We start from the raw sequence: 26,052 nt of genomic DNA, 5'->3' as shown, positions 1-26,052 counted from the left end.
CCCATCCAGCCCTTCCCCCGCCTGCCGGGGAAAGCGCCCGACAGGGCGGATGGGGGGCATGCGGCAGGTCGCCCTCATCCGGCGCTATGCGCCACCTTCTCCCGCGTGCGGGAGAAGGAAGATGCGGGCTGCCTGCGCAGCGGTCATCTCAGCGGTTGACCTGTGCGTACAGCGTCGAACTCATGCCGAACAGCTTGATGAAGCCTTCCGCTTCCTCCACGCCCCAGTCGGCCGATTGCGCGTAGGTCGCGCCCTTGGTGTTGAGCAGGTGCGGCGAGCGCACTGCCACCGCATCGACGCGGCCGCCGCGGGTTTCCAGCGTCACCTCGCCATTGACCTTGACCTGCGAGGACTTCAGGAACGCCTCGATGTCGGTCTTGAGCGGGTCGTGATAGAAACCTTCATACACCAGCTCCACCCACTTGCGCGCCACGTCCGGCTTGAAGCGGTTCTGCTGCTTGGTCAGCACGGCATCTTCCAGCGCACGGTGCGCGGTGAGCAGCGAGATCAGGCCCGGCGCCTCGAACACGATGCGGCCCTTCAGGCCGATCACGGTGTCGCCGGTGTACACGCCGCGGCCTACGCCGTATTGCGCAAATAAGGTGTTGAGCTTGGCCAGGATCTTGGCGCCCGGCAGCGGCTTGCCGTCCAGCTCCACCGCCTCGCCTTCGACGAACTTCAAGGTCACCGTCAACGCTTCGGTCGGCCACGCACTGCGCGGTGCGCACCAGCCGCGTGCACCCTCGCCCGGCGCTTCCCACCGGTCGATTTCGCCGCCGGACATGGTCAGGCCCAGCAGATTCTCGTTGATGGTGTAGGCCTGTTGCTTGGCGCGCACGCCGAAGCCGCGCGCTTCCAGATACTTCTGCTCGTAGGCGCGGGTCTGGGTGTGTTCCTTCTGGATCTCGCGGATCGGCGCGACGATCTGGTAATCGCCCAGCGCTTTCACCGCCAGGTCGAAACGCACCTGGTCGTTGCCCATGCCGGTGCAGCCGTGCGCAATGATGCGCGTGCCCAACTCTTCGGCGCGCTTGAGCGCGGCATCGACGATCAGATAACGGTCCGACACCAGCAACGGATACTGGCCCTGGTAGCCCTCGCCCGCCCACACGAACGGCTTGACGAAGCCTTCCCAGATCGCCGGGCCACCATCGACGGTGACATGGCTGGCCGCGCCCAACTCGGCGGCGCGCTTCTCGATGAAGTCACGCTCTTCGGCATCCACACCGCCGGTGTCGGCGAACACGGTGTGCACCGCATAGCCGCGCTCCTGCAGATACGGAATGCAGAAGCTGGTATCCAGACCACCGGAAAACGCCAGGACGATGTCCTTCTTTGTGCCGGGAATCGGGAGTTGGGAATCGGGAATGGTGGAAGCAGTGCTCATCATTGTTTCCTTGATACGTAGAAGTGGGGATCAACGTTCTTGCTGTTGCGATTCTCTATTCCCGATTACCGATTCACGCCTGCGAAGCGAGCGCCGCCATGATCGCCTTCTGCACATGCAGGCGATTTTCGGCTTCGTCGATGGCGATGCAGTTGGGCGAATCCATCACTGCATCGGTCGCCTTGACGTTGCGACGCAGCGGCAGGCAATGCGAGAACACGCCGTTGTTGGTCAGCGCCATCTTGCGTTCGTCGACGATGAAATGCTGATACTGATCGCGGATCGGCTTTTCCGGTTCCCAGTTGCCGAAGAACGGCAATGCGCCCCAGCTCTTGGCATAGACGACATCTGCGCCGGCGTAGGCGCTATCGATGTCATGGCTCACCTGCAGCGAGCCGCCGCTTTCGGCCACGTTCTGCGCCGCCCAGTCCATGTAGCGCTGATCGAGGATGTAATCCGGGGTCGGGCACAGCAGGGTCACGTCCATGCCCATGCGGGTGGCGATGGTCAACGCAGAATTGGCCACCGCAGTGTTGAGCGGCTTGGGGTGATAGGTCCAGGTCAGCACGTACTTCTTGCCGCGCAGATCCGGCGTGCCGAAGTGTTCCTGCAGCGCCAGCGCATGCGCCAGCTCCTGGCACGGGTGGGTGATGGTTTCCATGTTGATCACCGGCACCGGCGAATACCTGGCAAAGCTCTTCAGCACCTGATCTTCGCGGTCCTTGGACCAGTCGACGAACTTCGGGAACGCGCGCACGCCGATCAGGTCGACATAGCGCCCCAGCACCCGCGCCACTTCGGCGATGTGCTCTTCGGTGTCGCCATCCATCACCGTGCCCAGGTTGAACTCGATCGGCCACGCATCCTTGCCCGGCTGCAGCACCACCGCATGCCCACCCAACTGAAACGCGCCCAGCTCGAAGCTGGTGCGGGTGCGCATGGACGGGTTGAAAAACACCAGCGCGATCGACTTGCCCTTCAGCTCGCTTCCCAGCTTGTTGCGTTTGAACAACGCGGCCTGGGTCAACAGCGCGTCCAGTTCGGCGCGGCTCCAGTCCTGGGTGTTCAAGAAGTGCTTCAGTGACATCGATCGATCCTTTGCTGCGTGCTTCTGCTGCGTTGGTCCGCCAGGAGCGACGGGGTGCGCGACATGCGCGTTTCTTGCGGTTGAAACTTTTGTGACGCCAAAACGAAAAAACCCAGCCTGTAGGCTGGGTCTTCGACGTCGGAACAGCAAACGCCCCGGCTTACCCAGCGAAAATGTGGGATTCCGGTCGGCGGGCACGCGAGGTCATGCCGGAGGCCATCCGGGCGGCGCTGGTGTCGTGCTGAAAGGCGTTTGCTTGCATAGGGCGCGAATCCTCGCACGCATGCGGACACGGCGCAACCGCTATGCATCTCATCGCGGCGGGGCGACGATGGCGTCGGGAATGTACGGGGTGACCGACACCCGGATGCGCAGCCGGTTGCCCGGATCTTCCGGCAGCCGCGAGCGGTACTTGGTGCCCTTGTACACGTAGTCCACGTCGAAGGCGATCGGGCGCCGGAACTCGCGCGGCACCTCCACAACCTTGCAGTTGCGCCGTGTGCTGGTCGGCGGCACCGCGGCGGGCGCGGGCGGTTCGGGCCGACGTGAGAACATTTCCTTGACCGAATCCACCATGCGGTTGATGCGGCCCTCGTCCTCGGCCGGAGCGACCTGTGCCGCCTGCTCGGCTTCGCATTGTTCTTCGATTCGGGTGGCGCGCAGCGTCTGATAGACCGGCTCGACGTTGAGCACCTGCGCGTAATCTAGCTTCACGTTCTCGATCACCACCACCCGGTTCTTGGGCTCGGTCTCTGCCGCATGCGCTGGACTTACCTGCCAGGCAAACGTACATAGCAGCATCAAGAACGGAGAAGGTCGCATCAGTACCAGGGAGGCGCAGCCAGGCAGTACGTAAGTGTATGGAGCTTGCAGCAGCCTGGGCTGAACGCAGCCCATCCGGTCGCTATTGTCGCCTGGCGATTCGTCATCCCGCCGCAACGAGCTAGAATCGCGCGATTGCCCTGTTTCGGATGCCGATGAGCCTGCGCCTGCACAACAACCTGACACGGCGGCTCGAACCGTTCGCGCCGCTCGATCCGTCCAGCCCCACCCTGTATGTCTGCGGTCCTACCGTTTACAACTACGCGCATATCGGCAACGCCCGTGGCCCGGTGGTGTTCGATGTGCTGGCCGCGTTGCTGCGTCGTCGCTACGGTGCGCTGCGCTATGCGCGCAACATCACCGACGTGGACGACAAGATCAACGCCGCCGCGCAGGCGCAAGGCGTGCCGATTTCGACGATCACCGACCGATTCGCCGCGATCTACCGGCAGGACATGGCGGCACTCGGCGTGGTGCCGCCGGACATCGAACCGGAGGCCACCGCACACATCCCGCACATCGTGGCGATGATCGAGCAGCTGGTCGCCAACGGGCATGCCTACGCCGCAGAAGGCCATGTGCTGTTTTCGGTGGCCAGCTTCGACGGTTACGGCAAGCTCTCGCGGCGCGACCCGGACGAAATGCTGGCCGGCGCGCGCGTGGACGTGGCGCCGTACAAACGCGATCCCGGCGACTTCGTGCTGTGGAAGCCCTCCAGCCACGACCTGCCCGGCTGGGAATCGCCCTGGGGCCGCGGCCGCCCGGGTTGGCATATTGAATGCTCGGCGATGGCTGCGGCGCATCTGGGCCCCACCATCGACATCCATGCCGGTGGCGTGGACCTGCAGTTTCCGCATCACGAAAACGAGATTGCGCAGAGCGAATGCGCGCATGGCGGCGCCACCTTCGCGCGGTTTTGGCTGCACAACGGCATGCTCAATTTCAGCGGCGCGAAGATGAGCAAGTCGTTGGGCAACATCGAAACCGTGCACGACCTGATCGCCAGGCATCCGCCCGAAGCGCTGCGCTACGCGCTGCTGAGCGCACATTACCGCCAACCGCTGGATTGGTCGGATGGTTTGATCGAGCAGGCCAAGAACACGCTGGACCGGTTGTATGGCACGTTGCGGGATCTGGCTGCACTGGAAGCCGATGGCGGCAGCGATGCAGGGGAATCGAAGACGATTCCTGCCGAGGTGGAGGCCGCTCTGGATGACGACCTCAATACACCGCTCGCCTTGTCCGTCATGGCAAGCATCGCGTCGGAAGCGCGCGCGTTGCGCAACGAATTGGTTCATGCCGGCGAACCTTCGGCGCGTATGACCGAGCTGCATGCGGTGCGCGCGAAATTACTGGGCGCGGGAATGGCATTGGGGTTGCTGCAACAGGACCCGGTTGCATGGTTCTCGCGTGGCACCGACGCTGGCGACGATGCGCGCATCACCGTGCTGGTCGAAGAACGCAATGCTGCCAAGAAGGCCAAGGATTTCGCCCGCGCCGATGCCATCCGCAAGCAACTGGCAGACGAAGGCATCGTGCTCGAAGACACCCCGCAAGGCGTGCGCTGGAAGCGCAGCTGACCTCTTGCCTGCGTCTGTCAGATTCCTTCTCCCGCGCGCGGGAGAAGGTGCCCCAACGGGGCGGATGAGGGTGCGGGCGAAGCCACGTGTATCGTTTTTTGAAAGAATGAGCGAAGCCACCCGCATCGAACTCCAGCGAGGCCTCGCCCGTACCCTCCCCCGCTCCGCGCGCGCGCCCGCGCTGACGGCGCGGGCGCTCCAAGGCACGCGCGTCAGTGGCGCGCAAACCGCGCCTTCTCGCCCCGAAGGGAGAGGGGCACTATTGCGGTGTCGCCGGCAGCGCTATCACCAACCGATTCTGGATTTTTGATGACCACCACCCCCTTCCCGCTCGAACCCACTGCCGCCGACGCGCAAGCCGCCATTGCCGAGGAGTTTTCCTTCTTCGGCGACTGGTCCGAGCGCTACCAGTACCTGATCGATCTCGGCCGCAAGTTGCCCGCCTTCCCGGAACATTGGAAGACCGAAGAACACCGCCTGCATGGCTGTCAGTCGATGGTCTGGATCGTGCCGGAAGGCAATGCCGAGCGGCTCGACTTCCATGCCGTTAGCGATTCGGCCATTGTCTCCGGGCTGATTTATCTCGCACTGCGCGTGTATTCCGGGCGTAGCGCGCAAGAGATCCTTGCGACCGAGCCGGACTACATCGCCGGGATCGGCCTGGCCAAGCATCTGTCGCCGACCCGCAGCAACGGCGTGGCCGCAATGCTGGCTTTCATTCGCGACACCGCGCGCGCGCAGCAGTGAGCACGCCAACACCCTCGCCCGCCGATTCGCTGCGCACGCTGTTTGCCCATCCAGGCTTTGGTCTGGTGCTGCTGTACCGCGTGGCGGCGATGCTGTCGTACCAGATCGTCGCCGTGACGGTTGGCTGGCATATCTATGAAATCACCGGCAATCCGCTTTCGCTCGGGCTGATCGGCCTGGCCGAAATCCTGCCGTTCTTCTGCATCGCCCCGTTTGCCGGCTACCTGGTCGATCACCTGCCGCGCCGCCGGCTGGGCATGGTCGCAGTACTGGGCCTGACCGCCACCGCGTTGCTGTTGTTGGCGATCACGCAAGGCTGGTTGCCGGTGAAAGGCGTATGGCCGATCTATGCCGCCATCTCCCTGACCGGCGCGGCGCGCTCGTTCCTGTCGCCGGTCTACAACGCCTTGTTTGCGCGGGCGCTGCCGCGCGAAGCATTCGCGCGTGGCGCCAGCATCGGTAGCGTCACCTTCCAGGTCAGCATGGTGATCGGCCCGGCGCTGGGCGGCGTGCTGGTGGGCTGGGGCGGCAAGGGGCTGGCCTACGGTGTGGCCGCCAGCGTGGCGATGCTGGCGATCCTGGCACTGGCGCTGTTGCGCGTCAGCGAGCCGGTCAGCGAGGGTCCGCGTGCGCCGATCTTCCGCAGCATTGCCGAGGGCGCGCAGTTCGTGCTGTCCAACCAGATCATGCTGGGCGCGATGGCGCTGGACATGTTTTCGGTGCTGCTCGGCGGCGCGGTGTCGATGCTGCCGGCCTTCATCCACGACATCCTGCACTATGGCCCGGAAGGCCTGGGCATCCTGCGCGGTGCACCGGCACTGGGCTCGATCGTGGTCGGCATAAGGCTGGCGCGGCACCCGCTGCAACGCAATGCCGGGCGCGTCCTGCTGCTCTCGGTCGCGGGCTTCGGGCTATGCACCATCGCCTTCGGGCTGTCGCGCCACTTCTGGCTGTCGGCGGCGATCCTGCTGGTGTACGGCATGTGCGACGGCGTGTCGGTGGTGGTGCGTCAGACCATCCTGCAACTGGCTACACCTGATGTCATGCGTGGGCGCGTCTCTTCGATCAACGGCATCTTCATCGGCTCGTCCAACGAGCTGGGCGCGTTCTACGACGGCGTGATGGCGCGCCTGGTCGGCCTGGTGCCAGCCGTGGTGATCGGCGGCTGCGTCACTCTAGGCGTGGTGGCCACCACCGCATGGAAGGCGCCGCGCCTGCGCAAGCTGGATCTGCGCGATCTGCAGTGAGTTGGACGGCGGCGTGCGTGTTTGCGCTTGCTCGCTGCTAGCGTCGGTGGAACAACAAGATCTCGTGCTACCGGCAGCACTCACGTAACAGAAGGTCAGGCGCCGTCGCGGCACATGCAATTGCGCGCGACGGCGCCACGCTTATGCAACTGCAAGCAGTCACTACCACCAGCGCGTCGCGTGGCAGATCCCACTACACATGAATTGAATAACCCGCATTGCTCGGCATCCGCTCGATCTTGTCGAAAGCGACGTTGTCGCGCCTCTCGGGTTGACACTCCATCCAGAAATGACCGTCGTGCGAGGCCGCACGGACATCTTCTGTCAGCCGTTGCGCCAACGCAGCAGGGTCGGCAATGGCCGCATCGTCGCCGCGTGCAGCGTTGCGCCGCAACGCCTTGCCGCTGCGCCATGGCAGGATCGATGTACTGCGCGTCGAGCACGTGCGCCACCGCATCGGGAATCGCCTGCCGCTCGCTCGGTTCCGGCATCTGTTCGGACTAGCCGTGCCGCGTGCGCCACTGCGCAAGCCAGCACGCACATCATCATCCATCACACTGCTGCTCGCTGCATGGCTGGCTCCTGCGCCCGAACGCTTTTGGCCCGCCACAGGTCGGCATCGCCGTTGCGGCCGACCCTACGCCGATGCACCAAGCCAAACGACCATAAAAAAACCCCGCGCATGGCGGGGTCTTTCAGTGAGCCAGACGTACGATTAGTCGCCCTGCTGCTTCTGCAGATGCTCCCAACGCTCCTGGGCGTCGATCGTGCGCTCGGCAGTCAGACGCGCTTCCAGGCGGTCCAGGCCGATCTCTTCGCCGGTGTCCACGCAGTAGCCGTAGTCACCGTCTTCAAGACGCTTGAGCGTGCTGTCGATCTTGGAGATCAGCTTGCGTGCGCGATCACGGGCGCGCAGTTCCAGCGAGTTTTCGGTCTCACGCGTGGCGCGTTCGGCTTCGTCGCCGATGTCGCGGACTTCTTCGCGCAGGTTTTCGATGGTCTGCTTGGATTCCTCCACCATCTCGTTACGCCAGCTCTGCAGGCGCTGACGGAAGTATTCCTGCTGCAACTTGTTCATGTACTCCTCGTCCGCGGCAGGCTTGTAGCCCTGCGGCAGGATCGGGCGACCGGTCGCTTCGTCGGTCTTGTACTCGACCACCTTGTACTTGGTCTTGGGCGTCGGGCTAGAGGATTTGGCCGTCACGGCCACAGCCACCTTGCCGACCGGACGGGTCGCGGCAGGCTTGGCGGGGGCTTCGGTTTTGGTTGGCGTTTTTGCGGAAGATTTCGAAACGGGCACGGGATTCTTGAGTGGCGGGGTCGCAGGCTTGGCCGGCTTCGCAGGGACGGCCTTGGGGGCCGGTGCGGGCGCGGGCTTTTCAGCCTTGACCGGGACTGACTTGGCCGGAGCCGGCTTGGTGGCCGGCTTCGGTACGGACTTTGACGCCACCGGCTTGGCAGCCGGTTTGGCGGCAGCCGGAGCTGCCTTCTTGTTCGCCGCCGGCTTGGCAGCACTCTTAGCGACGGGTTTCACTGGCTTGGGGGCTGCGGACGCGGCGGTCTTGGAAGCCGGCGCCGGCTTGGCAGCGGCCTTCTTCGCAGGTGCCTTTTTGGCAGCCGGCTGCTTGGTCGCCGGCTTGGCGGCCGGTTTCGCAGCGGCAGGCGCCGCTGCCTTTTTCGCAACGGGTTTGGCGGACTTCTTGGCGGCCTCTACGGCCTTTTTTGCAGGTTTTTTAGCAGCCACGAAACGCTCATCCTTGGTTCCCCCGGGGCCCGGGAAAGCGGGCCTTTATAACGTACCCTGCGGACCCCCGGCAACCACCTATTAATGCAAGTGTCATATCATTGGCAAGTGATCTCACGCCTGCTCATCGCGCTGCTGCGCTTCTACAAGGTGTTCATCAGCCCCTTGCTCGGGCCGCGCTGCCGTTTTGCGCCCAGCTGTTCGGAGTACGCGATGACCGCCATCGGCCGCTTCGGCCCCCTGCGCGGCAGTTGGCTTGCCGCACGCAGGCTCGGCCGCTGCCATCCCTTCCATCCGGGCGGGTTCGATCCGGTGCCGGACGCGCCCGCCTCCTCCCCCTCCTCCCCCTCCTCCCCCTCCTCCCCCTCCTCCCCCTCTTCTTCCTGCAGTTGCAAAGGACCTCATCCATGAGCCGAACCGTCATCGTCAATGCCCGCTTGGTCAATGAAGGCAAGGAGTTCGACGCTGATCTCCTGATCGAGGGCGGCCGCATCGCCAAGATCGACAGCAGGATCACCCCTGCCCCTGGCGATACCGTTGTGGACGCTGCAGGACGCTGGGTGCTGCCAGGGATGATCGATGACCAGGTCCACTTCCGCGAGCCCGGCCTGACGCACAAGGGCGACATCGCGACCGAATCCGGCGCCGCTGTCGCTGGTGGCCTGACCAGCTTCATGGACATGCCCAACACCAATCCGCCGACCCTGGACGCCGCTGCGCTGCAGGCCAAGTACGATGCGGCCGCCGGGCGCGCCTGGGCCAACTATGGCTTCTACATGGGCGCCAGCAACGACAACCTGGCTCACATCCAGTCGCTAGACCCCAAGACCGCACCGGGCATCAAGGTGTTCATGGGCGCCTCTACCGGCAACATGCTGGTAGATAACCCGGAAACGCTGGACGCCATCTTCCGCGACGCGCCCACGCCGATCATCACCCACTGCGAAGACACCCCGACCATCGATGCGACGATGGCGCAGTACAAGGAAAAATACGGCGATGCGCTGACCCCGGAGATGCATCCGGACATCCGTTCACGCGAAGCCTGTCTGAAGTCGTCGCAACTGGCGGTGTCGCTGGCGCGCAAGCACAACACCCGCCTGCATGTGCTGCACATCTCCACCGCCGACGAGCTGTCGTTGTTCGAAGCCGGCCCACTGGTGGATGCCGACGGCAAGCTGCGCAAGCGCATCACCGCCGAGACCTGTATCCACTTCCTGCGCTTCGATCGCAGCGATTACGCGCGGCTGGGCAATCTGATCAAGTGCAATCCTGCGATCAAGAACGCCGAAGATCGCCTGGCACTCATCAATGCGCTGGCCGAAGACGTCATCGACGTGCTGGCCACCGACCACGCCCCGCACACCTGGGAAGAAAAGCAGAAGCCCTATGCGCAGGCGCCCTCGGGCCTGCCGCTGGTGCAGTACGCGCTGGTCGCGGCGCTGGAGCTGGTGCATGAAGGCAAGCTGCCGATCACCCGCATCGTGCAGAAGTTCGCGCATGCACCCGCGCAATTGTTCGATGTGGAAGAACGGGGCTTCCTGCGCGAAGGTTACTTCGCCGATCTGGTGATGATCGACAACACGCCGTTTACAGTGAAGCGCGAGCAGGTGTTGTCCAAGTGCGGCTGGTCGCCGTTTGAAGGCACCACCTTCCGTTCGCGCATTGCCGCAACCTGGGTCAATGGCCAGCAGGTATGGGACGGCGAGCAGTTGGTGGGCAGCGCTGCCGGCCAGCGCCTGACCTTCAACCGCTGATGCGTGCCCCCCTGTTGGGTGCTTGGTTGATCCTGGCACGCGTGTCGCTGGTTGCTGGCCACGCTGAGGCGCAAACAGCACCCGCGGCTGATGTTGTGTTTCCGCAAAGCGCCTCGCAAGGTGCGCTGGTGATCGGCAAGGTGCCGGCGGGTAGCAAGGTGCAGTACGCCGGCCGCACCCTGCGTGTGAGTGGTTATGGCAGCGTGGTGTTCGGTATTGGCCGCGATGCCACCGGGCCATTACAGGTACAGATCATCCAGCCCGATGGCAGCACACAGACCGTCAGCATTGCAGTGACACCGCGCGACTGGCCGGTGGAGCGCATCAATGGCGTGCCGCCCAAGACGGTCAATCCACCGGCCGACATTGCTGCGCGCATCAAACGCGAACAGGCGCAGGTCACAGCGGCGCGCGATCGCGATGACGCGCGCACGGATTTTGCTCAGCCCTTTATCTGGCCGGTGCAAGGTCGCATCAGCGGTCGCTTCGGCAATGCACGCGTGTACAACGGCCAGCCCGGCGCTGGCCACTCGGGCATGGATATTGCCGTGCCCACCGGCACGCCGGTGAAAGCACCGGCCGCCGGCGTGGTGACGTTCGCAGCACCCGATCTATATCTGACCGGTGGCACGGTGCTGCTGGATCACGGCTTTGGCGTGAGTTCGAATTTTCTGCACTTGTCGCGCATCGACGTGAAGGTGGGTGATCGGGTCGAGCAAGGCCAGGTCATCGCTGCCGTCGGTGCTACCGGCCGCGCGACCGGGCCGCATCTGCATTGGGGAATGAATTGGTTCGATGTGCGCATCGACCCGTTGTTGGTGCTTGAGCGGACGAAGTAGAGCGTTCGGGGATTGCCGTTGTGATGTGCAGTGGCGCGGACGAGAGATGTTGCTGCGCTTCTTTGCTGCACGGCGCGATAGCCGGTCAAGCCGATGTTGGTGCTTGCGCGCGGTAAGTGAATGCGCGCGGCGACCGCTGGATAGAGGCAGGCATAGCCAAGTGATCGGCTAGCGAAAACGTGCGTACCCCGCGACTTACCCGGTATGCCGTCGCTGTTGGCCTGCAGGCGTTCGTTAGCGTGTCACCAACGTCATCGACGATGTGCGGATGCGCTTGCGACGCTCGTGTCGGCACATGCTGTAATTGGTGCGTTGCTTGGATATGTGCACGTGCGCGCTCGACGGCGGTGAGCCTGATGAGCGGCCGTCCCCTCATCCCGCCCCTCTGGCGTAGGAGAAGGGCTTACGCTCGATGGTCCGATCCCGCAGCCGGCCGTTGCGCCGAACGCTGCACACCCCGGTCAGCGGCGACCTACCCGTTGTGCTTGTGTTCGCTGACGGGCTTTGGGGTATAACCGGAACGACCGTCGAGCGTCGCTGCATGTGGCCGCTCGGCTGCTGACGGTCGGTCCTTCGCTTCCGCGTCGGGCGTGCTTCATCTCCCCTCCCCCGACTGCAGGAGATGTGCGACATGCGTAACGAGCAACTCAAACCGACCCTGGGCACCTGGCAACTGTGGGGCATCGCCGTGGGGCTGGTCATTTCCGGTGAGTACTTCGGCTGGAGTTACGGCTGGGGCACCGCCGGCACGCTCGGCTTTCTGGTGACCACGTTGTTGGTCGCGGTGATGTACACCTGCTTCATCTTCAGCTTTACCGAACTGACCACCGCCATTCCCAATGCCGGCGGGCCGTTCGCCTACAGCCTGCGCGCGTTCGGCACCTATGGCGGGATGCTGGCGGGCCTGGCCACCTTGATCGAATTCGTCTTCGCGCCACCGGCCATCGCGATGGCGATCGGGGCCTATCTGAATGTCCAGTACCCCACGCTGGATCCGCGCATCGCAGCGATCGGCGCGTACCTGGTCTTCATGAGCTTGAACATCGTCGGCGTGGCGATTGCGGCCACCTTCGAGCTGATCGTGACGTTGCTGGCAGTGATCGAACTGCTGGTCTTCATGGGTGTGGTGGCGCCGGGTTTCAGTGTGGCGCGCTTCGCTGCCAATGGTTGGGCCGGCAGCGACGTGTTCGGACCGGCGGCCATTTCGGGAATCTTTGCGGCGATTCCGTTTGCGATCTGGTTCTTTCTGGCGATCGAAGGCGCAGCGATGGCGGCCGAAGAAGCCAAAGATCCCAAGCGCACGATTCCACGCGCCTACATCGCCGGCATTCTCACGCTGGTGATCTTGGCGCTTGGGGTGATGGTGTTCGCCGGCGGCGTCGGCGACTGGCGCCAGCTCTCCAACATCAACGATCCACTGCCGCAGGCGATGAAGGCGGTGGTCGGCAACAGTTCCACCTGGTTGCACATGCTGGTGTGGATCGGTCTGTTCGGGCTGGTGGCCAGCTTCCACGGCATCATCCTGGGTTATTCGCGGCAATTCTTTGCGCTGGCGCGTGCCGGCTTCCTGCCGCATGGACTGGCCAAGCTGTCGCGGTTCCGCACGCCGCATCGCGCGATCCTGGCCGGCGGCGTCATCGGCATTGCCGCGATCTGCAGCGACAGCGTGGTCAAGATCCAGGACATGTCGTTGACTGCGGCAATGATCACCATGTCGGTGTTCGGCGCGATCGTGATGTATGTGATGAGCATGCTCAGTTTGTTCAAGCTAAGGCGCAGCGAGCCAGGTCTGGAGCGCAGCTTCCGCGCACCTGGGTATCCGGTGGTACCGGCGATTGCGCTGTTGCTCGCGCTGGTCTGTCTGGTGGCGATGGGGTGGTTCAACCCGATCGTGGCGTTGATCTTCGTCGGCCTGCTGCTGTTCGGCGCGCTGTGTTGCGTGCTGAGCCTGCGCAGCCAGGCCTCGACTGTGGCCAACAGCAGATGAGCGGCTTTGCATGCACCGTTGGCGGCGAGCAGTTCCGCTTTGCCGATCTGAAGACCCTGCTGGCCAAGGCAACGCCGACGCGTTCGGGCGATCAACTGGCCGGGCTTGCGGCCGACTCGGAGCGACAGCGTGTGGCGGCGCAGATGGCGCTGGCGGATCTGCCGTTGCGCCATTTCCTCGATGAAGCGGTAGTGCCCTATGAAACCGATGAAGTCACCAGGCTGATCGTCGACCAGCACGACGCCAACGCATTCGCCACTGTTGCGCACCTCACCGTCGGTGGCTTTCGCGATTGGTTGCTGAGCGCGCAAGCCGACGAAGCCGCGCTGGCCACACTAGCACCCGGACTGACTCCGGAAATGGTGGCCGCCGTGTCAAAGCTGATGCGCGTGCAGGACCTGATTCTTGTGGCGCAGAAGATCCGCGTGGTCACGCGCTTTCGCAATACCTTGGGGTTGCGCGGGCGGCTGTCCACCCGCCTGCAACCCAATCATCCCACCGACGACGCCACCGGCATTGCCGCCAGCGTGCTCGACGGGCTGTTGTACGGTAATGGCGATGCGGTGATCGGCATCAATCCGGCAAGCGATAGCCTGGCGGCCACCACTGCGTTGTTGCGCATGCTCGATGCGGTGATCACCGGCTACCAGATCCCCACGCAGTCGTGCGTGCTGGCGCACATCACCACCACCATCGAGGCGATCAACCGCGGCGTACCGGTGGATCTGGTGTTCCAGTCCATCGCAGGCACGGAGGCGGCGAATGCCAGCTTCGGCATCAACCTGGCGCTGTTGCAGGAAGGCTATGAGGCAGGCGTGTCGCTGCGACGCGGCGGTGTCGGCGACAACGTGATGTATTTCGAAACCGGCCAGGGCAGCGCGCTGTCGGCCAATGCGCATCACGGCGTTGATCAACAGACCTGCGAAGCGCGCGCCTATGCGGTAGCACGACAGTTCAAACCGTTGCTGGTGAACACCGTGGTCGGCTTCATCGGCCCGGAGTATCTCTACGACGGCAAGCAGATCATCCGTGCGGGGTTGGAGGATCACTTCTGCGGCAAATTGCTTGGCGTGCCGATGGGGTGCGATATCTGCTACACCAACCATGCCGAAGCCGACCAGGACGATATGGATGTCTTGCTGACCCTGCTCGGCACCGCCGGCATCAATTTCATCATGGGTATTCCCGGCTCGGACGATGTGATGCTGAACTACCAGACCACCTCATTCCACGATGCGCTGTATGCGCGTCAGGCCCTTGGCCTGCGAGCGGCGCCTGAATTCGAGCAATGGCTGGAGCTGCAAGGCATCCTGCGACTGCACGAGGACGGACGGTTTGCACTGGGCAGCGAGGTGCCCGCGGCATTTCGCCGCGCGCTGTCGCACTTCCCCAGTAGGACGCCGCAATGAGCGAGCCGACAGCCTCCCCGCACGATGCCTGGGCGCAACTGCGCCAGCTCACCCCTGCGCGCATCGCACTCGGACGGGTCGGCACCAGCCTGCCCACCGCAGCCCATCTGGATTTTCAGCTGGCGCATGCGCAGGCGCGCGATGCGGTGCATCTGGCATTCGACCCGGCGCCACTGCAGGCCGCGCTGGAACAACGCGGGCGCCGCAGCATTCTGTTGCACAGCGCTGCGGTGGACCGGCACACCTATCTGCAACGCCCGGATCTGGGCCGTCGCCTGGCCGACGACGCTGCCACGCATCTGCGCGGACTCACCGCCGTTCATGGCGGCGGGCATGATGTCGCGGTGGTGGTCGCTGACGGGCTCTCTGCGTTGGCGGTACATCGGCATGCGGCGAACATGCTCGAACAGATCGATGCCCTGGCCGTGCAGCAAGACTGGTCGTTGGCACCGGTAGTGCTGGTTGCACAAGGACGCGTCGCCATTGGCGACGAGGTCGGCGAGCTGCTCGACGCGCGCGCCGTGATCGTCTTGATCGGCGAGCGGCCGGGACTGAGTTCGCCCGATAGTCTCGGCCTGTATCTCACCTACACGCCGCGCGTCGGCTTGACCGATGCCGCCCGCAACTGCATCTCCAATATCCGCGCCGAAGGACTGAGTTACGCCGATGCCACGCATAAACTTGCGTTTCTGTTGCGCGAATCATTCCGACGCAAGTTGTCCGGTGTGCAACTCAAGGATGAAGCGGAACAACCGGCGCTGCCGTCGGCCGGGCCTGCCGATGCCGCTCCGCGCACGTTCCTGTTGCCGGATGCATGACGTTCTGGCCGACGGATATGGAATCGGTCTTGAGCAAGGCAGCTAGCCGAGTGTGTACCCCGCGTCACGCATAACAAGCCTTGCCGCGAGCCTGGGATGCGGACAGGCCGATGACAAACTGCGTGCGATCATCTTTCGCGCAATGCCCGCTCAGTGACGACTCCGTTCTCGTAAACGGCCAGCGATGTTGGATGCACACCATCGTTCATCTCGAAATCGAAGCGGATATCGCGCTCGATCGCAAAGAAACGCGTCGTCGATTCGGGATAGAGCGTGGCCACGAAACTGCCGGCAACCAGTTTCAGGTGGTTTCCATCGACGGTCACCGCAATGTTGCCGGCGCGGTGCGAATGGTAACGGCCGGCATAGCGCGCCAGGGTCGCGGCCGGCAGCATGACCGTGACAGAGGCGGGCACATACGCCACGGGTGCATGCGCGTAGCTGAGCACGCGATGCATGCGCCAGCGCCCGCTGTCGCGTTTCCACACGGTGGTGAAATCGGCTTGCCCATCCAGGCGTTCTGGCTGATCGCGCCGGTGCACGTAGAAACGGTGGCGGCCCGACAAGATCGCATAGCCGTCCTTGAGTGGATGGAACGCCAGGCTTTCATCGATGAGCTCGCGTCGCAATCGCGATGTCGGATCGGCGCAAGGCCCTTTGCGCAAGGAATCGACCACGGCCGCACGTGAGCTCGTGAGTCCGGTCTTGTCGTGGTAGAACTCGATGTCCGCGGTGACCAGCTCGCCAATGCCATCCATGTCGCAGGCGTTGTAGGCAGTCCAGAATCGTGTATCGGCTTCTCGCACCTCGCGTTCCTCGCCCGATGCGGTGGTCGCTGGCGAATCGAATGCACCCACGTCGAATGCGGCAAGCAACGACACTGCGATGGCTAAACTGACGAATTTCATGCCGGATCCCGCGATGGTGGAGTCCGACGGTAAACATTAGCCGAGCATCTGGCGCCGCCCGGAAGTCACCCTGCCGAATGGCCGCCCACCGGAGCGATCGGATCGCGATGCAACATGCACTGCGTCGACAGTTCCAATTGCGCATCCATTACGCAGCTCGGTGATCAAGCGCACGGCGACCTGCATCATCGATGTACATGACGCTTACGGCAGCGCGCCATCTTGCGGATTGCTTGCGGCATACGTGCTGGTCTGCAGCTCGCTGTCATGCACATGACGCAGTGCATTGCGCACGTTCTCGGGTAACCGATCGACCTCCAGCACTACCTTGCCGGAATGCACATCGCGTACCGCCGATGCCGGCAGCACGAAATCGCCACCGTTCTCGATATTGATCACCAGCTCGGCAGCGTCGTGGCGAATCTCACGCACCGCGCCAACGCCAACCTCGCCGTCGCGCAAAAATATCATCTGGCCGATTTCGATCTGCTGCATGTCAGTCTCCTGGTTGAGCACTGCGACTCAGGTGCGCTGTGCCTTGGCAGACGATCATTGCGCCGTCCGCTGTTGTGTGCCGGTGAAGCGCAGATCAGCCCCGCGTGGGCGCGTGCAACAGGGCGCCGACTGGCACATCGCGCGGACGGCCCCACCACGCGCTTCAATGCATGTAACGCCATGCGAGCGCTACACGCGCTGTCGGTGCACGTCGATGACCACGGTGCAAGGACATCATCGCGCACAGGCGGCCAGGTGGGCCGCATGTGCGCGTTGACATCAACGCAGCGGGACGTCCGCCACCTTGTCTTGATAATCCTTCTTCGGGTCCACGCCGAACAACACCTTGATGCCGGCGAGCAGGCTGGACCCGTTGAGCCAGATCTGTGCGTGGTCGGCGTCCAGACGCAACAGCGCCAACTTGGGATCGTCCTTGCCGCCTTCGTACCATGCCGCGACGTACGGGTTCCACAAACGCTCGACCACGGCCGGATCGGTGTCCTCTATCAGCGAGCCGCTGATGCTGGCAAACAAATCATGGCCCTTGCTGCTGAAGGCGCCGATGACGCGACGGCCCTGCCCCAGCATCGAAATCAAGGCATTGTCCCTGGAGGTGAAGAACCAGATCGGGCCACCGCTATCGCCTTCGATCTGCGCAGTCATCGGGCGCGCGTGACCGTCTTCGACACCGTCCAGGCCCAGCATCACGGTGCGATCGGACTTGAGCGCCTTCCAGAATTTTTCCTGCAACTCTTTGCTGTCTGCCATCTCGATTCCTGACATGCGCGTCGTACGCGGAAAGGTCAGTCTGAGAGGCGACGCGCCCACGGCACGTGAGGACATGCATACCTGCCGAACGCCGCTGCAATTGTGCACCCGCAATATCTTTTGCTCCTGCGCGCGGCCGGTTGCGACAGTATCGCGTTGCAAAGCGTGACCAACTCGCAGATCCAGCACATTGACGCGTCCCTCACCAGCCGAAGAACGAACACGGCAGTAGGATCAACCGGCCGCTCATGCGGCACGAACGATCACCGCGCATGGCAACGGCCCTCGTTGCAGTTGCGCTGCATTGCTTGGCGACCTGAAGCGGCCGGACGCTGTTGCGATTGCCTGTCAGGCGAGCGCGCTACGGCTGATTGGTCGCTCCTGGATCGCCTGGCATCTGCCGCGTATTGCGTTGCGCACGCGTCCCCTTCTGAGAGAGAGAGCGCCATCACATGTCCGCATCGCACATCCGTACGACCTGTCTCGCTGCCGCAGTGCTGAGCCTTGTTAGCGCCACTGCACTGGCACTGACCGGCACCGCCACGCGACCGCAACTCACCAGCAGCGAAGCAAGCACTTACACGATCGCCAAAGCCTTGGCCAAGGCCGGGCCGATCAACGCATTGGTGACTGACAACTGGAACCCCACCGCCGGTGTCGCCCTGCTCAGTGCCGACTCTGCGGTGGCAGCCGACGGCTCCACGCGCTACCGCACCGTGCAATCTGCCATCGATGCTGCCGTCGCTGCAGGCGGTAAAACGCGTCGCTACATCAGCATCAAAGCGGGCACCTACACCGAGTTGGTCTGCGTGCCGAGCGATGCGCCACCGCTGACGCTGTTCGGGCTTGGCACAAATACCGGCGACACCATCATCCGCTTCAACAACGCCAACCCCACTCCAAAGCCCGCCGGTACCGCAAGCCACCCGTGTGCGAGCAATGCGTCGGCCACCACGGTAGGCACCTCCAACAGCGCGACGGTCACGGTGCGCGCGGCGAATTTCGAGGCGCGCCACTTACGCGTGGACAACAACTATGTGGAAGGCACCTACACCGACAACAATCAATCCGCGGTGGCGCTGGCAGTGCGAGGCGACAAGGCCAACTTCCAAGATGTCTTGGTTACCGGCAACCAGGACACCTTGTTGATCAGCGCGACCAGTGCGTCCAATGTGATCCGCGCCTATTTCAAGAGCAGCACCATCGAGGGTGATGTCGATTTCATCTTCGGCTCCGGTGTCGGCGTTTTCGATGGTGCCACCATCCGTTCCACCGGCGCACGCCTGGGCAGCAGCCGCGGCGGCTATATTTTCGCACCCAGCACGCGGCCCGGCAGCAGTTACGGTTTTCTGGCGATCAACAGCAGCTTTACCGGTGTCTCCGGCTCTCCGGACAACAACACCTATCTTGGACGTGCCTGGGACGAAGGCGTCGGCAGCCTGAGCTCCTACGTCAACGGCACATCGCCCAACGGCCAGGTGACGGTGCGTGATTCAACCCTGGGCAGCCATATCCGCAAGACCGCGCCATGGCATGCATCGACGGTCAGCCGACCGTATTGCAGCAGCAATTGCACCAATTCGGCGAACCGCTTTTACGAGTACGGCAATACCGGAGCCGGGGCCGCCGACTGACCAATCGCCACGACAGCTGCGTTTTTTTGCAGCGCCCTGGCAGCAACGTTTCGGTGTAGCGCCGCACTCATCGCCTGTTGGCAATCCGCGTGATGCGGTCTGCCAACAGGCGATGGTGTTTACCGCGCATCCGCTTGCCCGATGGCAACGCTTGAATGGAATGGGCACTGCATTGATGACTTCGGGGACGCGGCGTCGAGTTCGCCCCTCCGACGTCAGCCGACCACATGAGGCGCCAGGCTTGCCGCTCGCTTGCGCAATCGACGTCGCAACATGGATACCTGCACTGCAAGCCCGGCGCACCAGGCACGGTGACACGGCTGTCATGCAACGTATCGCTGCTGCGCGCAGATCGTACGGTCGCCGCACCCCATCGGAGCACTCCCCCCCCAATGCGATCTCCTTTCAATTCTTCCGCCGTCGCACCACTGACGCTCGCTTTGTTCGGCATGACAAGCTTGCAGGCCGGCGCAGCGCGGCCGCACGGGCAGGATGTGCCCGACACCGCGCACAGCATCTCCACTCGTTGGGGCGTGGTCCAGCAGCCGACCTTGCCGACGCAGATCTGCGCCACGCTAAAAGCCGCACTGAGGCCAGTGGCCGGTTCGTTGGATACGCTGGATCAGGATCCGGCCCACTCCAAGCGCGATACCGCGCGCCTGCAGGCGGCCATCGACGATTGCCCTGCCGGCAGCGCAGTGCGTCTTGTCCCCGGCGATGCCGGCGAATCCGGCGTGCTCAGTGGGCCGCTGACCATCAAGAGCGGGGTCACGCTATGGATCGACCGCGGCGTCACCTTGTTCGGCTCGCGCAATCCGCAGGACTACGACAACGGCCTGGGCACCTGCGGCACCGCCACCAGCGACAAGGCCAAGTCGTGTCGTCCGCTGATCCATCTCTCCGACACGGCCAACAGCGCCATTGTCGGCGCCGGCAAGATCGACGGCCGTGGCGGCAGCACGCTCACTGCCGGGCCCAATGCCGGCAAGGCCAGCTGGTGGGATCTTGCCTATCTCAACGTCACCAAGGGCCTGAGCCAGCACGTGCCGCGCCTGTTGCAGATCGACGACAGCACCGACGTCACCTTGTACGACATCACCCTGGAGAACTCGCCCAATTTCCATGTCATCAGCGACAACGTAGTGGGCCTGACCGTGTGGGGCATCAAGATTCTGGCGCCCAGCCTGGTCTATTCGCGTCCCGGCTACCGATGCCCGGCAGGCAGCACACCGGACGTCAATCCGCACGCGACCTGCTTCACGCCGGAGACTGCCAAGAACACCGATGGCGTCGACCCGGGCCAGTCGAAGAATGTGCTGCTGGCGTACTCGTACATCGGCACCGGCGATGACGGTGTGGCGATCAAGGCGCACGCCAACAGCAAGCGCAGCATCGCCTCGGAAAACATGCTGTTCGCCTACAACCAGTTCTACTACACCCATGGTTTTTCGCTGGGCAGCGAAACCGACTCGGGAATGCGCCATATCGCCGTGCGCGGCTTGAGCATCGACGGCTTCAACGCGAACGATGTGCAGCGCGATCCGTACTCGGCCAATGGCCTGCGCATCAAGTCCGACGCCTCCCGCGGCGGCCAGGTCTACGACATCAGCTTCGAGAACATCTGCATGCGCGGGGTTGCGCGGCCACTGGTGTTCGATGCCAACTACGCCAATCCGGCCACCCGCGCCGCGCCCCCGCAGTTCAACGGCATTTCGCTCAGTCACGTACATTCGCTGGGTTCGACCACCCTGGGTGGCGGCGAACTGAGTTTCTATGGGTATCGCGATGCCGGCACTACCCGGCCGATCACCATCTCGCTGGACAATGTCGTGCTGGAAGGCGGCAAGGTGAGCTTCGCGCAGCCGCATTTCGGCGGGCCTGCGAGCAATCCAGGTGCGACGCACTTCACCTTCAAGGGCGGCCCGGTGAGCTTTTACGATCAGCTGACCGAATCGGTGCCCAACGATGTGCAGCTGCAGGGCAAACCCGGCCCGGGCACGCCACTGCAATGCAATGACGCCTTCATTGCCTATCACTCGGTGCTGCCGGATTCGCCGATTTGAATCCACCGCGCTGAGCGCCAAGGCAGTCGCATGTGATGCAACGCTTGCTGCGATCTGCCGGTCGCAGCAAGCCATCGGTCCGAACCCAACAATGCAACGGGCCTGTCCGGCAGCCCGCAGGACACATGCGTGCGCTTGCACGTTGCGGCCGTGCAGCCATATCGCTTGCGCTCAGTCCGCGCCGCTAGCTGCGCGCCAGCTATGCCATAGCTGCTGCACCGGCGGCGGGTAGGCAGGCTTGCCGCCCAGTTCGCGCTGCAGACGCAACCGTGCCAGGCGCGACCACACCCGATGCGGCCGTGCCAATGCCGGCTTGCGAGGCCACGCATGTAGCAGCTGCGTGCGCCAGGTAACAGTGGTGACGCCGCCTGGCGCGGCGCTGTCACCGGCCACGCGCTGGCGTGCGTCCAGCCATTGCACCGCCACCGCAGTGGCATCGCCAGGCCGCGCCCGTGCGAAGAGCACGGCTTCCACCGCAACCACGGCCTCGGCGAATGTGCGCAGTGCCTCCAGCGCATGCTGCAGCGACTGTGGCTGCACACGTGCAGCCTGCATCGCCGGCAAGGTGTCGGCCAGCAGTGCCCACGGCGCACGCACTGGCTCCAGCACGCGCCCCAGCGGATGCCGCGAGCGTTGATTCGACCAGTCGCGCAGTTCCTGTTGCCACCATGCCAGCTTGGCATCGGCCGGCAACGGGTCGCCGGCGATATTCATGATGTCTTCCCATTCCTGCAGCAATGCAAACCAAGCGGTTGCGAGGCGGCGTTGCTGTTCGGGAACGAACGGTTCGGCAACCGACCATTCCGGCCAGCGGGTTGCCCATTTGTCGAGAAAACTGTCGAGGGCGCTGGATTGGCTCATGGCGGGTCCAGAAAAAAAACGAAGAGAGATCAGATCTGCGGCCACATTGCCGCATTCCAAAGCGCCTGCGGCTGGTCGACGAGTACGCCGGCCTGCCAGCGCGACGGGTCGTCCTCGTCCAGGCGATAACCCCACAACACGGCGACCGAAGGCATCGCCGCTGCGCGCGCAGCCAGAATGTCGCGCTCATCGTCGCCGACATACACGCATTGTGCAGGCGCAACGCCGATACGTTCGGCGGCCACCAGCAGCGGCAACGGATGCGGCTTGCGCTCTGACAACGTGTCGCCTCCGATCAACACCGCGCAGCGCTGCTCCCAGCCCAACTGCAGCAGGATCAGGCGCGCCAGATATTCGGGCTTGTTGGTGACGATGCCCCAGACGCAGCCGGCTTTCTCCAGCCGCGCCAGCATCTGTTCGACACCGTCAAACAGCTGCGACTGCGTGCCGATCACGCCTTCATAGCGCTGCAAGAATTCCGGTACCAGTGCAACGCACGCTTCGGCATCGAGCTCGGCAAAGGCCACGCCGAGCATCGCACGCGCACCTTTCGAGACCACTGGACGCAACGAGGCCAGCGCAATCGGCGCACGGCCGCGCGCATCCAGCATCGCATTGATCGTCGCCAGCATATCCGGCGCACTGTCGAGCAAGGTGCCGTCCAGATCGAACAACACCGCCTGCGGAAAACTCACAACAGCAACATCTGTAGTCAATTGAGTACCGTCCGGCATGCCACCGAGACCATAGAGACCCCTAGCAAGCGCCGTTGCGAATCCCATACCCCAAATCTCGCATCCTCGTCCATCACGGTTTCACCGCATAGGCCAAATAATTCACCTCGGTGCGCGAGGACAGACGCGCGCGATTGCGCCATGGCTCGTAGAGCATGCCGCTGACGTCTTCAAGCTGCAGTTGGGCATTGCGCAACCACGCGGCAAGCTCGGCCGGCTTGATGAAATCCTTGTAGTGATGCGTGCCCTTGGGCAGCAGACGCGCGATGTATTCGGCGCCGACCACAGCCAGCGCGAATGCGGCCGGGGTGCGATTGAGCGTGGACAGGAACAGCTTGCCGCCGGGCTTGAGCAGGCTGGCGCAGGCGCGGATGATCGCGGTCGGGTCCGGCACGTGCTCCAGCATTTCCATGCAGGTCACCGCATCGAAACTGCCCGGCTGTTCGGCAGCGAGGTCTTCCACCGATTGCACGCGATAATCGACCTGCACACCGGATTCCAGGCTGTGCAGACGCGCTACCTTGACCAGCTCCGGCGCCAGGTCAATTGCGGTGACCTGCGCGCCCAGACGCGCCATCGACTCGCTGAGCAGGCCGCCACCGCAGCCGACATCGAGCACACGCGCACCGGCAAGCTCGAGCCGCGCCGACACATAGTCCAGCCGTACCGGATTGAGAGCGTGCAGCGGCTTCTGCGGGCCGTCGGCATCCCACCAGCGGTTGGCCAGCGCGGCGAATTTATCCAGCTCGCTCTGATGAAAATTGCCGGACGTGGGTTGCGTATTCGAATTCATGCGGAGGCTCCGTGATGCGGTGACGCGCGCTCAGGCGCGGACGTTGCGGATGCGTTCGCGCCACTGCCGCGCGTTGGCGACCAGGGCGGCGGGATCCATGTCGATGAGCTCGCGCTGCACCAGTTTGGGTTTGCCGGCGATCCACACATCGGTCACCTGATGGCGGCCGGCCGAGTAGATCAGTTGCGACAACACATGATGCAGCGGCTGGGTTTCCAGTGCGGCCAGATCCACGCAGATCAGGTCGGCCTGCTTGCCGATTTCGATCGAACCGATGGTGTCGCCGAAGCCCAAGGCACGCGCGCCGCCCAGGGTGGCCGCGCGCAAGGTGGTGGCCGCATCCAGCGCGGTCGCATCGTTGGCCACGGCCTTGGCCAGGATCGCGGCCGTGCGGTTCTCGCTGAACATGTCCAGGTCGTTGTTGCTGGCGCAGCCGTCGGTGCCGATGGCCAGATTCACGCCGGCACGCTGCAGCGCGCACGCAGGGCAGAAACCAGAGGCAAGCTTGAGATTGGACTCTGGGCAATGCACCACGCTGACGCCGCGCTCGGCGCACAGATGGATTTCCGCATCCGTGAGCTGGGTCATGTGCACCGCGATCAGACGGTCGTTGACCAGGCCCAGACGATCCAGTCGCGCCAGCGGGCGCTGGCCGTATTGCTTGATCGAATCGGCTACTTCCTGCGCAGTTTCGTGCGTATGCAGATGCACCGGGATGTCGAGCTGATCGGCCAGCATGCGCACGCGTTCGAAGTTGGCATCGTTCACGGTGTACGGCGCATGCGGCGCGAACGCGGTGCTGATCAACGGATCGTCGCGCCACTGGTCATGCAATTCGCCGGCGCGCGCGAAGTATTCGTCGTCAGACGATGCCCACGCGGTGGGGAAATCGATGATGACCGCACCCACCAGCGCACGGAAGCCATGCTGCTTGTACACCGCCGCCTGCACATCGGCGAAGAAGTAGTTTTCGTTAACGCAGGTGGTGCCGCCACGCAGCATTTCTGCGATCGCCAGCGTGGTGCCGTCGGCCACGAACTCTGGCCCGATCACCGCCGCTTCCACCGGCCAGATGTGCTGCTGCAACCACACCATCAGCGGCAAGTCGTCGGCAATGCCGCGCAGCAGCGTCATTGGGTTATGCGTATGCGCATTGACCAGGCCCGGCATCAACGCAGCCTCCGGGCGGGATACGGTCTGCTTGGGCGCAAAACGCGCGCGTGCTTCGGCGGTCGGCAGGATCGCGACGATCGCCCCGTTGCTGACCGCAACGGCGTGGTCTTCCAGTACCACCGCATGCGGCTCGATCGGCACGACATAGCCGGCCTCGATCAGCAGGTCGCAGGGTTCGGGCGGGGCATTGGTCATGAGCGGATCCATTGAAAAAGTTAGTTGCCAAACGGCCAGGAGTCGTCGGAGCGTGACACAGGCACATACCGCGTGCCGTCGTAGCGCGGCACCTGACGTTGGCGGCGCGTGCGTTCGCTGTCGTCCGCATCCTTGACGGTGGTGGAGGTCACCAAGTTGGCAGTCGGCGCCAGGCGTGGGTGTCAGCGGTGTGCGCAAACACCGGGCACGCCATACGCGTGCCACTGAGAGCGGCCAACACCCCGTAGCGAGCAGTCGTCAGGTGGGTGCGGACGGCGCACCGGAACCGCAGTGCCCGCGTGGGATATGCCGATTCCGGGCACCGGCCGCGCCCGCCTGGCAGCTGCGCAGTCGTGTTGTTAGCTGCTCCGAGCGCCATCAGGACACCTGTATTGCGTACTGCTCGGCCGGACTGGCGTCCCAGGCGCATCTGGATTACTTGACGCGCGCCGAGTATTCGCCCGAACGGGTGTCGACCTTAATGATTTCGTCCTGATTGACGAACAACGGCACGCGCACCACCGCGCCGGTTTCCAGCGTGGCCGGCTTGCCGCCACCACCGGAGGTGTCGCCACGCACGCCCGGGTCGGTCTCGGTGATCTTCAGTTCGACGAAATTCGGCGGCTGCACCCAGATCGGCGCACCGTTCCACAACGTCACGATGCAATCTTCCTCGCCCTTGAGCCACTTGTCGGCGCCGCCCATGCCGGCCTTGTCGGTCTGCACCTGCTCGAAGGTTTCAGGGTCCATGAAGTGCCAGTACTCGCCATCGCTGTACAGGTAGCGCATGTCGGTATCGACCACGTCGGCCACTTCCACATCGTCGGTGGCCTTCATGGTCATTTCGACCACGCGTCCGGACTTGATGAAGCGGTACTTCATGCGGGTGAAGGCCTGGCCCTTGCCCGGCTTGACGTATTCGGTCTCGGTGATGACCGCCGGCTCGTTATTGACCAGGATCTTCATGCCGTTCTTGACGTCGTTCATGCCAACAGTGGCCATGG

24 protein-coding genes, 1 other RNA gene and 1 pseudogene are annotated in these 26,052 nt (G+C 63.8%); 11 read left to right on the top strand and 15 right to left on the bottom strand.

All coding sequences use genetic code 11. From position 1 onward, the window contains the following. Positions 1 to 148 precede the first annotated feature (148 nt). The 3 genes from M0D43_RS20800 to M0D43_RS20790 all read right to left on the bottom strand — a co-directional run bounded on the left by M0D43_RS20800 (position 149) and on the right by M0D43_RS20790 (position 3,275). Positions 149 to 1,390 (bottom strand): argininosuccinate synthase, encoded by a 1,242-nt coding sequence (locus tag M0D43_RS20800; RefSeq protein ID WP_425510617.1) that lies wholly within the window; start codon positions 1,388 to 1,390, stop codon positions 149 to 151. Positions 1,391 to 1,460: 70 nt separating this feature from the next. Further along, a complete protein-coding gene (locus tag M0D43_RS20795; RefSeq protein WP_252162848.1) occupies positions 1,461 to 2,474 on the bottom strand; it encodes an N-acetylornithine carbamoyltransferase in 1,014 nt (337 codons plus the stop codon). 312 nt (positions 2,475 to 2,786) lie between these two features. Further along, positions 2,787 to 3,275, bottom strand: a complete 489-nt coding sequence (locus tag M0D43_RS20790) for a glycine zipper 2TM domain-containing protein (protein WP_252165140.1) — start codon at positions 3,273 to 3,275, stop codon at positions 2,787 to 2,789. 176 nt (positions 3,276 to 3,451) lie between these two features. On the opposite strand from M0D43_RS20790, the gene cysS reads away from it, so the two are divergent. From cysS to M0D43_RS20775, 3 genes are all read left to right on the top strand, one after another. Further along, positions 3,452 to 4,876 (top strand): cysteine--tRNA ligase, encoded by a 1,425-nt coding sequence (gene cysS / locus M0D43_RS20785; RefSeq protein WP_252162847.1) that lies wholly within the window; start codon positions 3,452 to 3,454, stop codon positions 4,874 to 4,876. Positions 4,877 to 5,185: 309 nt separating this feature from the next. Next, the gene (locus M0D43_RS20780) at positions 5,186 to 5,623 is read left to right on the top strand and encodes a SufE family protein (protein WP_101363881.1); all 438 of its coding nucleotides are present in this window, start codon (positions 5,186 to 5,188) and stop codon (positions 5,621 to 5,623) included. Then, entirely contained in the window at positions 5,620 to 6,870 is a 1,251-nt protein-coding gene (locus M0D43_RS20775) for an MFS transporter (protein ID WP_260807567.1), read from the top strand. Before M0D43_RS20780 ends, M0D43_RS20775 begins: the two co-directional genes overlap by 4 nt. 193 nt (positions 6,871 to 7,063) lie before the next feature. Here M0D43_RS20775 and M0D43_RS20770 read toward each other — a convergent pair whose 3' ends face one another. Both M0D43_RS20770 and dksA read right to left on the bottom strand, forming a co-directional pair. Beyond that, complete coding sequence (locus M0D43_RS20770; RefSeq protein WP_252162846.1) at positions 7,064 to 7,327, bottom strand: hypothetical protein; 264 nt, start codon at positions 7,325 to 7,327, stop codon at positions 7,064 to 7,066. A 258-nt stretch (positions 7,328 to 7,585) separates the two neighbouring features. Beyond that, the gene (gene dksA, locus M0D43_RS22065; RefSeq protein ID WP_313905039.1) at positions 7,586 to 8,614 is read right to left on the bottom strand and encodes an RNA polymerase-binding protein DksA; all 1,029 of its coding nucleotides are present in this window, start codon (positions 8,612 to 8,614) and stop codon (positions 7,586 to 7,588) included. A gap of 84 nt (positions 8,615 to 8,698) precedes the next feature. Here dksA and yidD point away from each other — a divergent pair, with 84 nt between their 5' ends. From yidD to eutC, 6 genes are all read left to right on the top strand, one after another. Beyond that, positions 8,699 to 9,025, top strand: a complete 327-nt coding sequence (yidD, locus tag M0D43_RS20755; RefSeq protein WP_260807566.1) for a membrane protein insertion efficiency factor YidD — start codon at positions 8,699 to 8,701, stop codon at positions 9,023 to 9,025. Next, positions 9,022 to 10,371, top strand: a complete 1,350-nt coding sequence (locus M0D43_RS20750; protein ID WP_252162843.1) for a dihydroorotase — start codon at positions 9,022 to 9,024, stop codon at positions 10,369 to 10,371. The genes yidD and M0D43_RS20750 overlap by 4 nt, the downstream gene beginning before the upstream one ends. Beyond that, positions 10,371 to 11,210 (top strand): M23 family metallopeptidase, encoded by an 840-nt coding sequence (locus M0D43_RS20745; protein ID WP_260807565.1) that lies wholly within the window; start codon positions 10,371 to 10,373, stop codon positions 11,208 to 11,210. Before M0D43_RS20750 ends, M0D43_RS20745 begins: the two co-directional genes overlap by 1 nt. A gap of 622 nt (positions 11,211 to 11,832) precedes the next feature. Continuing rightward, positions 11,833 to 13,197 (top strand): ethanolamine permease, encoded by a 1,365-nt coding sequence (eat, locus tag M0D43_RS20740; RefSeq protein ID WP_252162842.1) that lies wholly within the window; start codon positions 11,833 to 11,835, stop codon positions 13,195 to 13,197. Further along, on the top strand, positions 13,194 to 14,606 hold the full coding sequence (locus tag M0D43_RS20735) for an ethanolamine ammonia-lyase subunit EutB (protein ID WP_252162841.1): 1,413 nt from the start codon (positions 13,194 to 13,196) through the stop codon (positions 14,604 to 14,606). Before eat ends, M0D43_RS20735 begins: the two co-directional genes overlap by 4 nt. Continuing rightward, on the top strand, positions 14,603 to 15,424 hold the full coding sequence (eutC, locus tag M0D43_RS20730; RefSeq protein WP_260807564.1) for an ethanolamine ammonia-lyase subunit EutC: 822 nt from the start codon (positions 14,603 to 14,605) through the stop codon (positions 15,422 to 15,424). Before M0D43_RS20735 ends, eutC begins: the two co-directional genes overlap by 4 nt. Positions 15,425 to 15,552: 128 nt before the next feature. On the opposite strand, the gene M0D43_RS20725 is transcribed toward eutC, so the two are convergent. The 3 genes from M0D43_RS20725 to M0D43_RS20715 form a co-directional block, all read right to left on the bottom strand. Further along, positions 15,553 to 16,332: a nuclear transport factor 2 family protein gene (locus M0D43_RS20725; protein WP_252162840.1), complete on the bottom strand. Its 780-nt coding sequence runs from the start codon at positions 16,330 to 16,332 to the stop codon at positions 15,553 to 15,555. A 204-nt stretch (positions 16,333 to 16,536) separates the two neighbouring features. Further along, a complete protein-coding gene (locus M0D43_RS20720; RefSeq protein ID WP_252162839.1) occupies positions 16,537 to 16,827 on the bottom strand; it encodes a hypothetical protein in 291 nt (96 codons plus the stop codon). A gap of 279 nt (positions 16,828 to 17,106) precedes the next feature. Then, positions 17,107 to 17,610, bottom strand: a complete 504-nt coding sequence (locus M0D43_RS20715; protein ID WP_252162838.1) for a pyridoxamine 5'-phosphate oxidase family protein — start codon at positions 17,608 to 17,610, stop codon at positions 17,107 to 17,109. Positions 17,611 to 18,047: 437 nt separating this feature from the next. On the opposite strand from M0D43_RS20715, the gene M0D43_RS20710 reads away from it, so the two are divergent. Continuing rightward, positions 18,048 to 19,229 carry a putative acyl-CoA thioester hydrolase gene (locus M0D43_RS20710; protein WP_252162837.1) on the top strand — a complete coding sequence of 394 codons (1,182 nt, stop codon included), beginning with the start codon at positions 18,048 to 18,050 and terminating at the stop codon, positions 19,227 to 19,229. A 392-nt stretch (positions 19,230 to 19,621) separates the two neighbouring features. After that, positions 19,622 to 21,292 carry a glycoside hydrolase family 28 protein gene (locus M0D43_RS20705; RefSeq protein WP_252162836.1) on the top strand — a complete coding sequence of 557 codons (1,671 nt, stop codon included), beginning with the start codon at positions 19,622 to 19,624 and terminating at the stop codon, positions 21,290 to 21,292. A 171-nt stretch (positions 21,293 to 21,463) separates the two neighbouring features. Here M0D43_RS20705 and M0D43_RS20700 read toward each other — a convergent pair whose 3' ends face one another. From M0D43_RS20700 to efp, 7 genes and pseudogenes are all read right to left on the bottom strand, one after another. Beyond that, entirely contained in the window at positions 21,464 to 22,153 is a 690-nt protein-coding gene (locus M0D43_RS20700; RefSeq protein WP_252162835.1) for an isoprenoid biosynthesis enzyme family protein, read from the bottom strand. Positions 22,154 to 22,182: 29 nt separating this feature from the next. Continuing rightward, a complete protein-coding gene (locus tag M0D43_RS20695; RefSeq protein ID WP_252162834.1) occupies positions 22,183 to 22,887 on the bottom strand; it encodes a phosphoglycolate phosphatase in 705 nt (234 codons plus the stop codon). A 73-nt stretch (positions 22,888 to 22,960) separates the two neighbouring features. Next, positions 22,961 to 23,680, bottom strand: coding sequence for a bifunctional 2-polyprenyl-6-hydroxyphenol methylase/3-demethylubiquinol 3-O-methyltransferase UbiG (ubiG, locus tag M0D43_RS20690; protein ID WP_252162833.1), 720 nt, complete (start codon positions 23,678 to 23,680; stop codon positions 22,961 to 22,963). A 30-nt stretch (positions 23,681 to 23,710) separates the two neighbouring features. Next, on the bottom strand, positions 23,711 to 25,048 hold the full coding sequence (locus M0D43_RS20685) for a TRZ/ATZ family hydrolase (RefSeq protein ID WP_252162832.1): 1,338 nt from the start codon (positions 25,046 to 25,048) through the stop codon (positions 23,711 to 23,713). A gap of 20 nt (positions 25,049 to 25,068) precedes the next feature. After that, a pseudogene (locus M0D43_RS20680) lies at positions 25,069 to 25,221 on the bottom strand (PA3715 family protein); the annotation flags it as partial. A 59-nt stretch (positions 25,222 to 25,280) separates the two neighbouring features. Further along, positions 25,281 to 25,356: non-coding RNA, sX9 sRNA (locus tag M0D43_RS20675), on the bottom strand. 127 nt (positions 25,357 to 25,483) lie between these two features. Then, entirely contained in the window at positions 25,484 to 26,050 is a 567-nt protein-coding gene (gene efp / locus M0D43_RS20670; protein WP_002802373.1) for an elongation factor P, read from the bottom strand. Positions 26,051 to 26,052: the final 2 nt, after the last annotated feature.

The sequence above is a fragment of the Xanthomonas prunicola genome (genome assembly GCF_025266575.1).
GTDB lineage: Bacteria > Pseudomonadota > Gammaproteobacteria > Xanthomonadales > Xanthomonadaceae > Xanthomonas > Xanthomonas prunicola.
The sequence above is the reverse complement of the archived record's forward strand: the minus strand, read 5'-3'. Positions and strand labels throughout refer to the sequence as shown.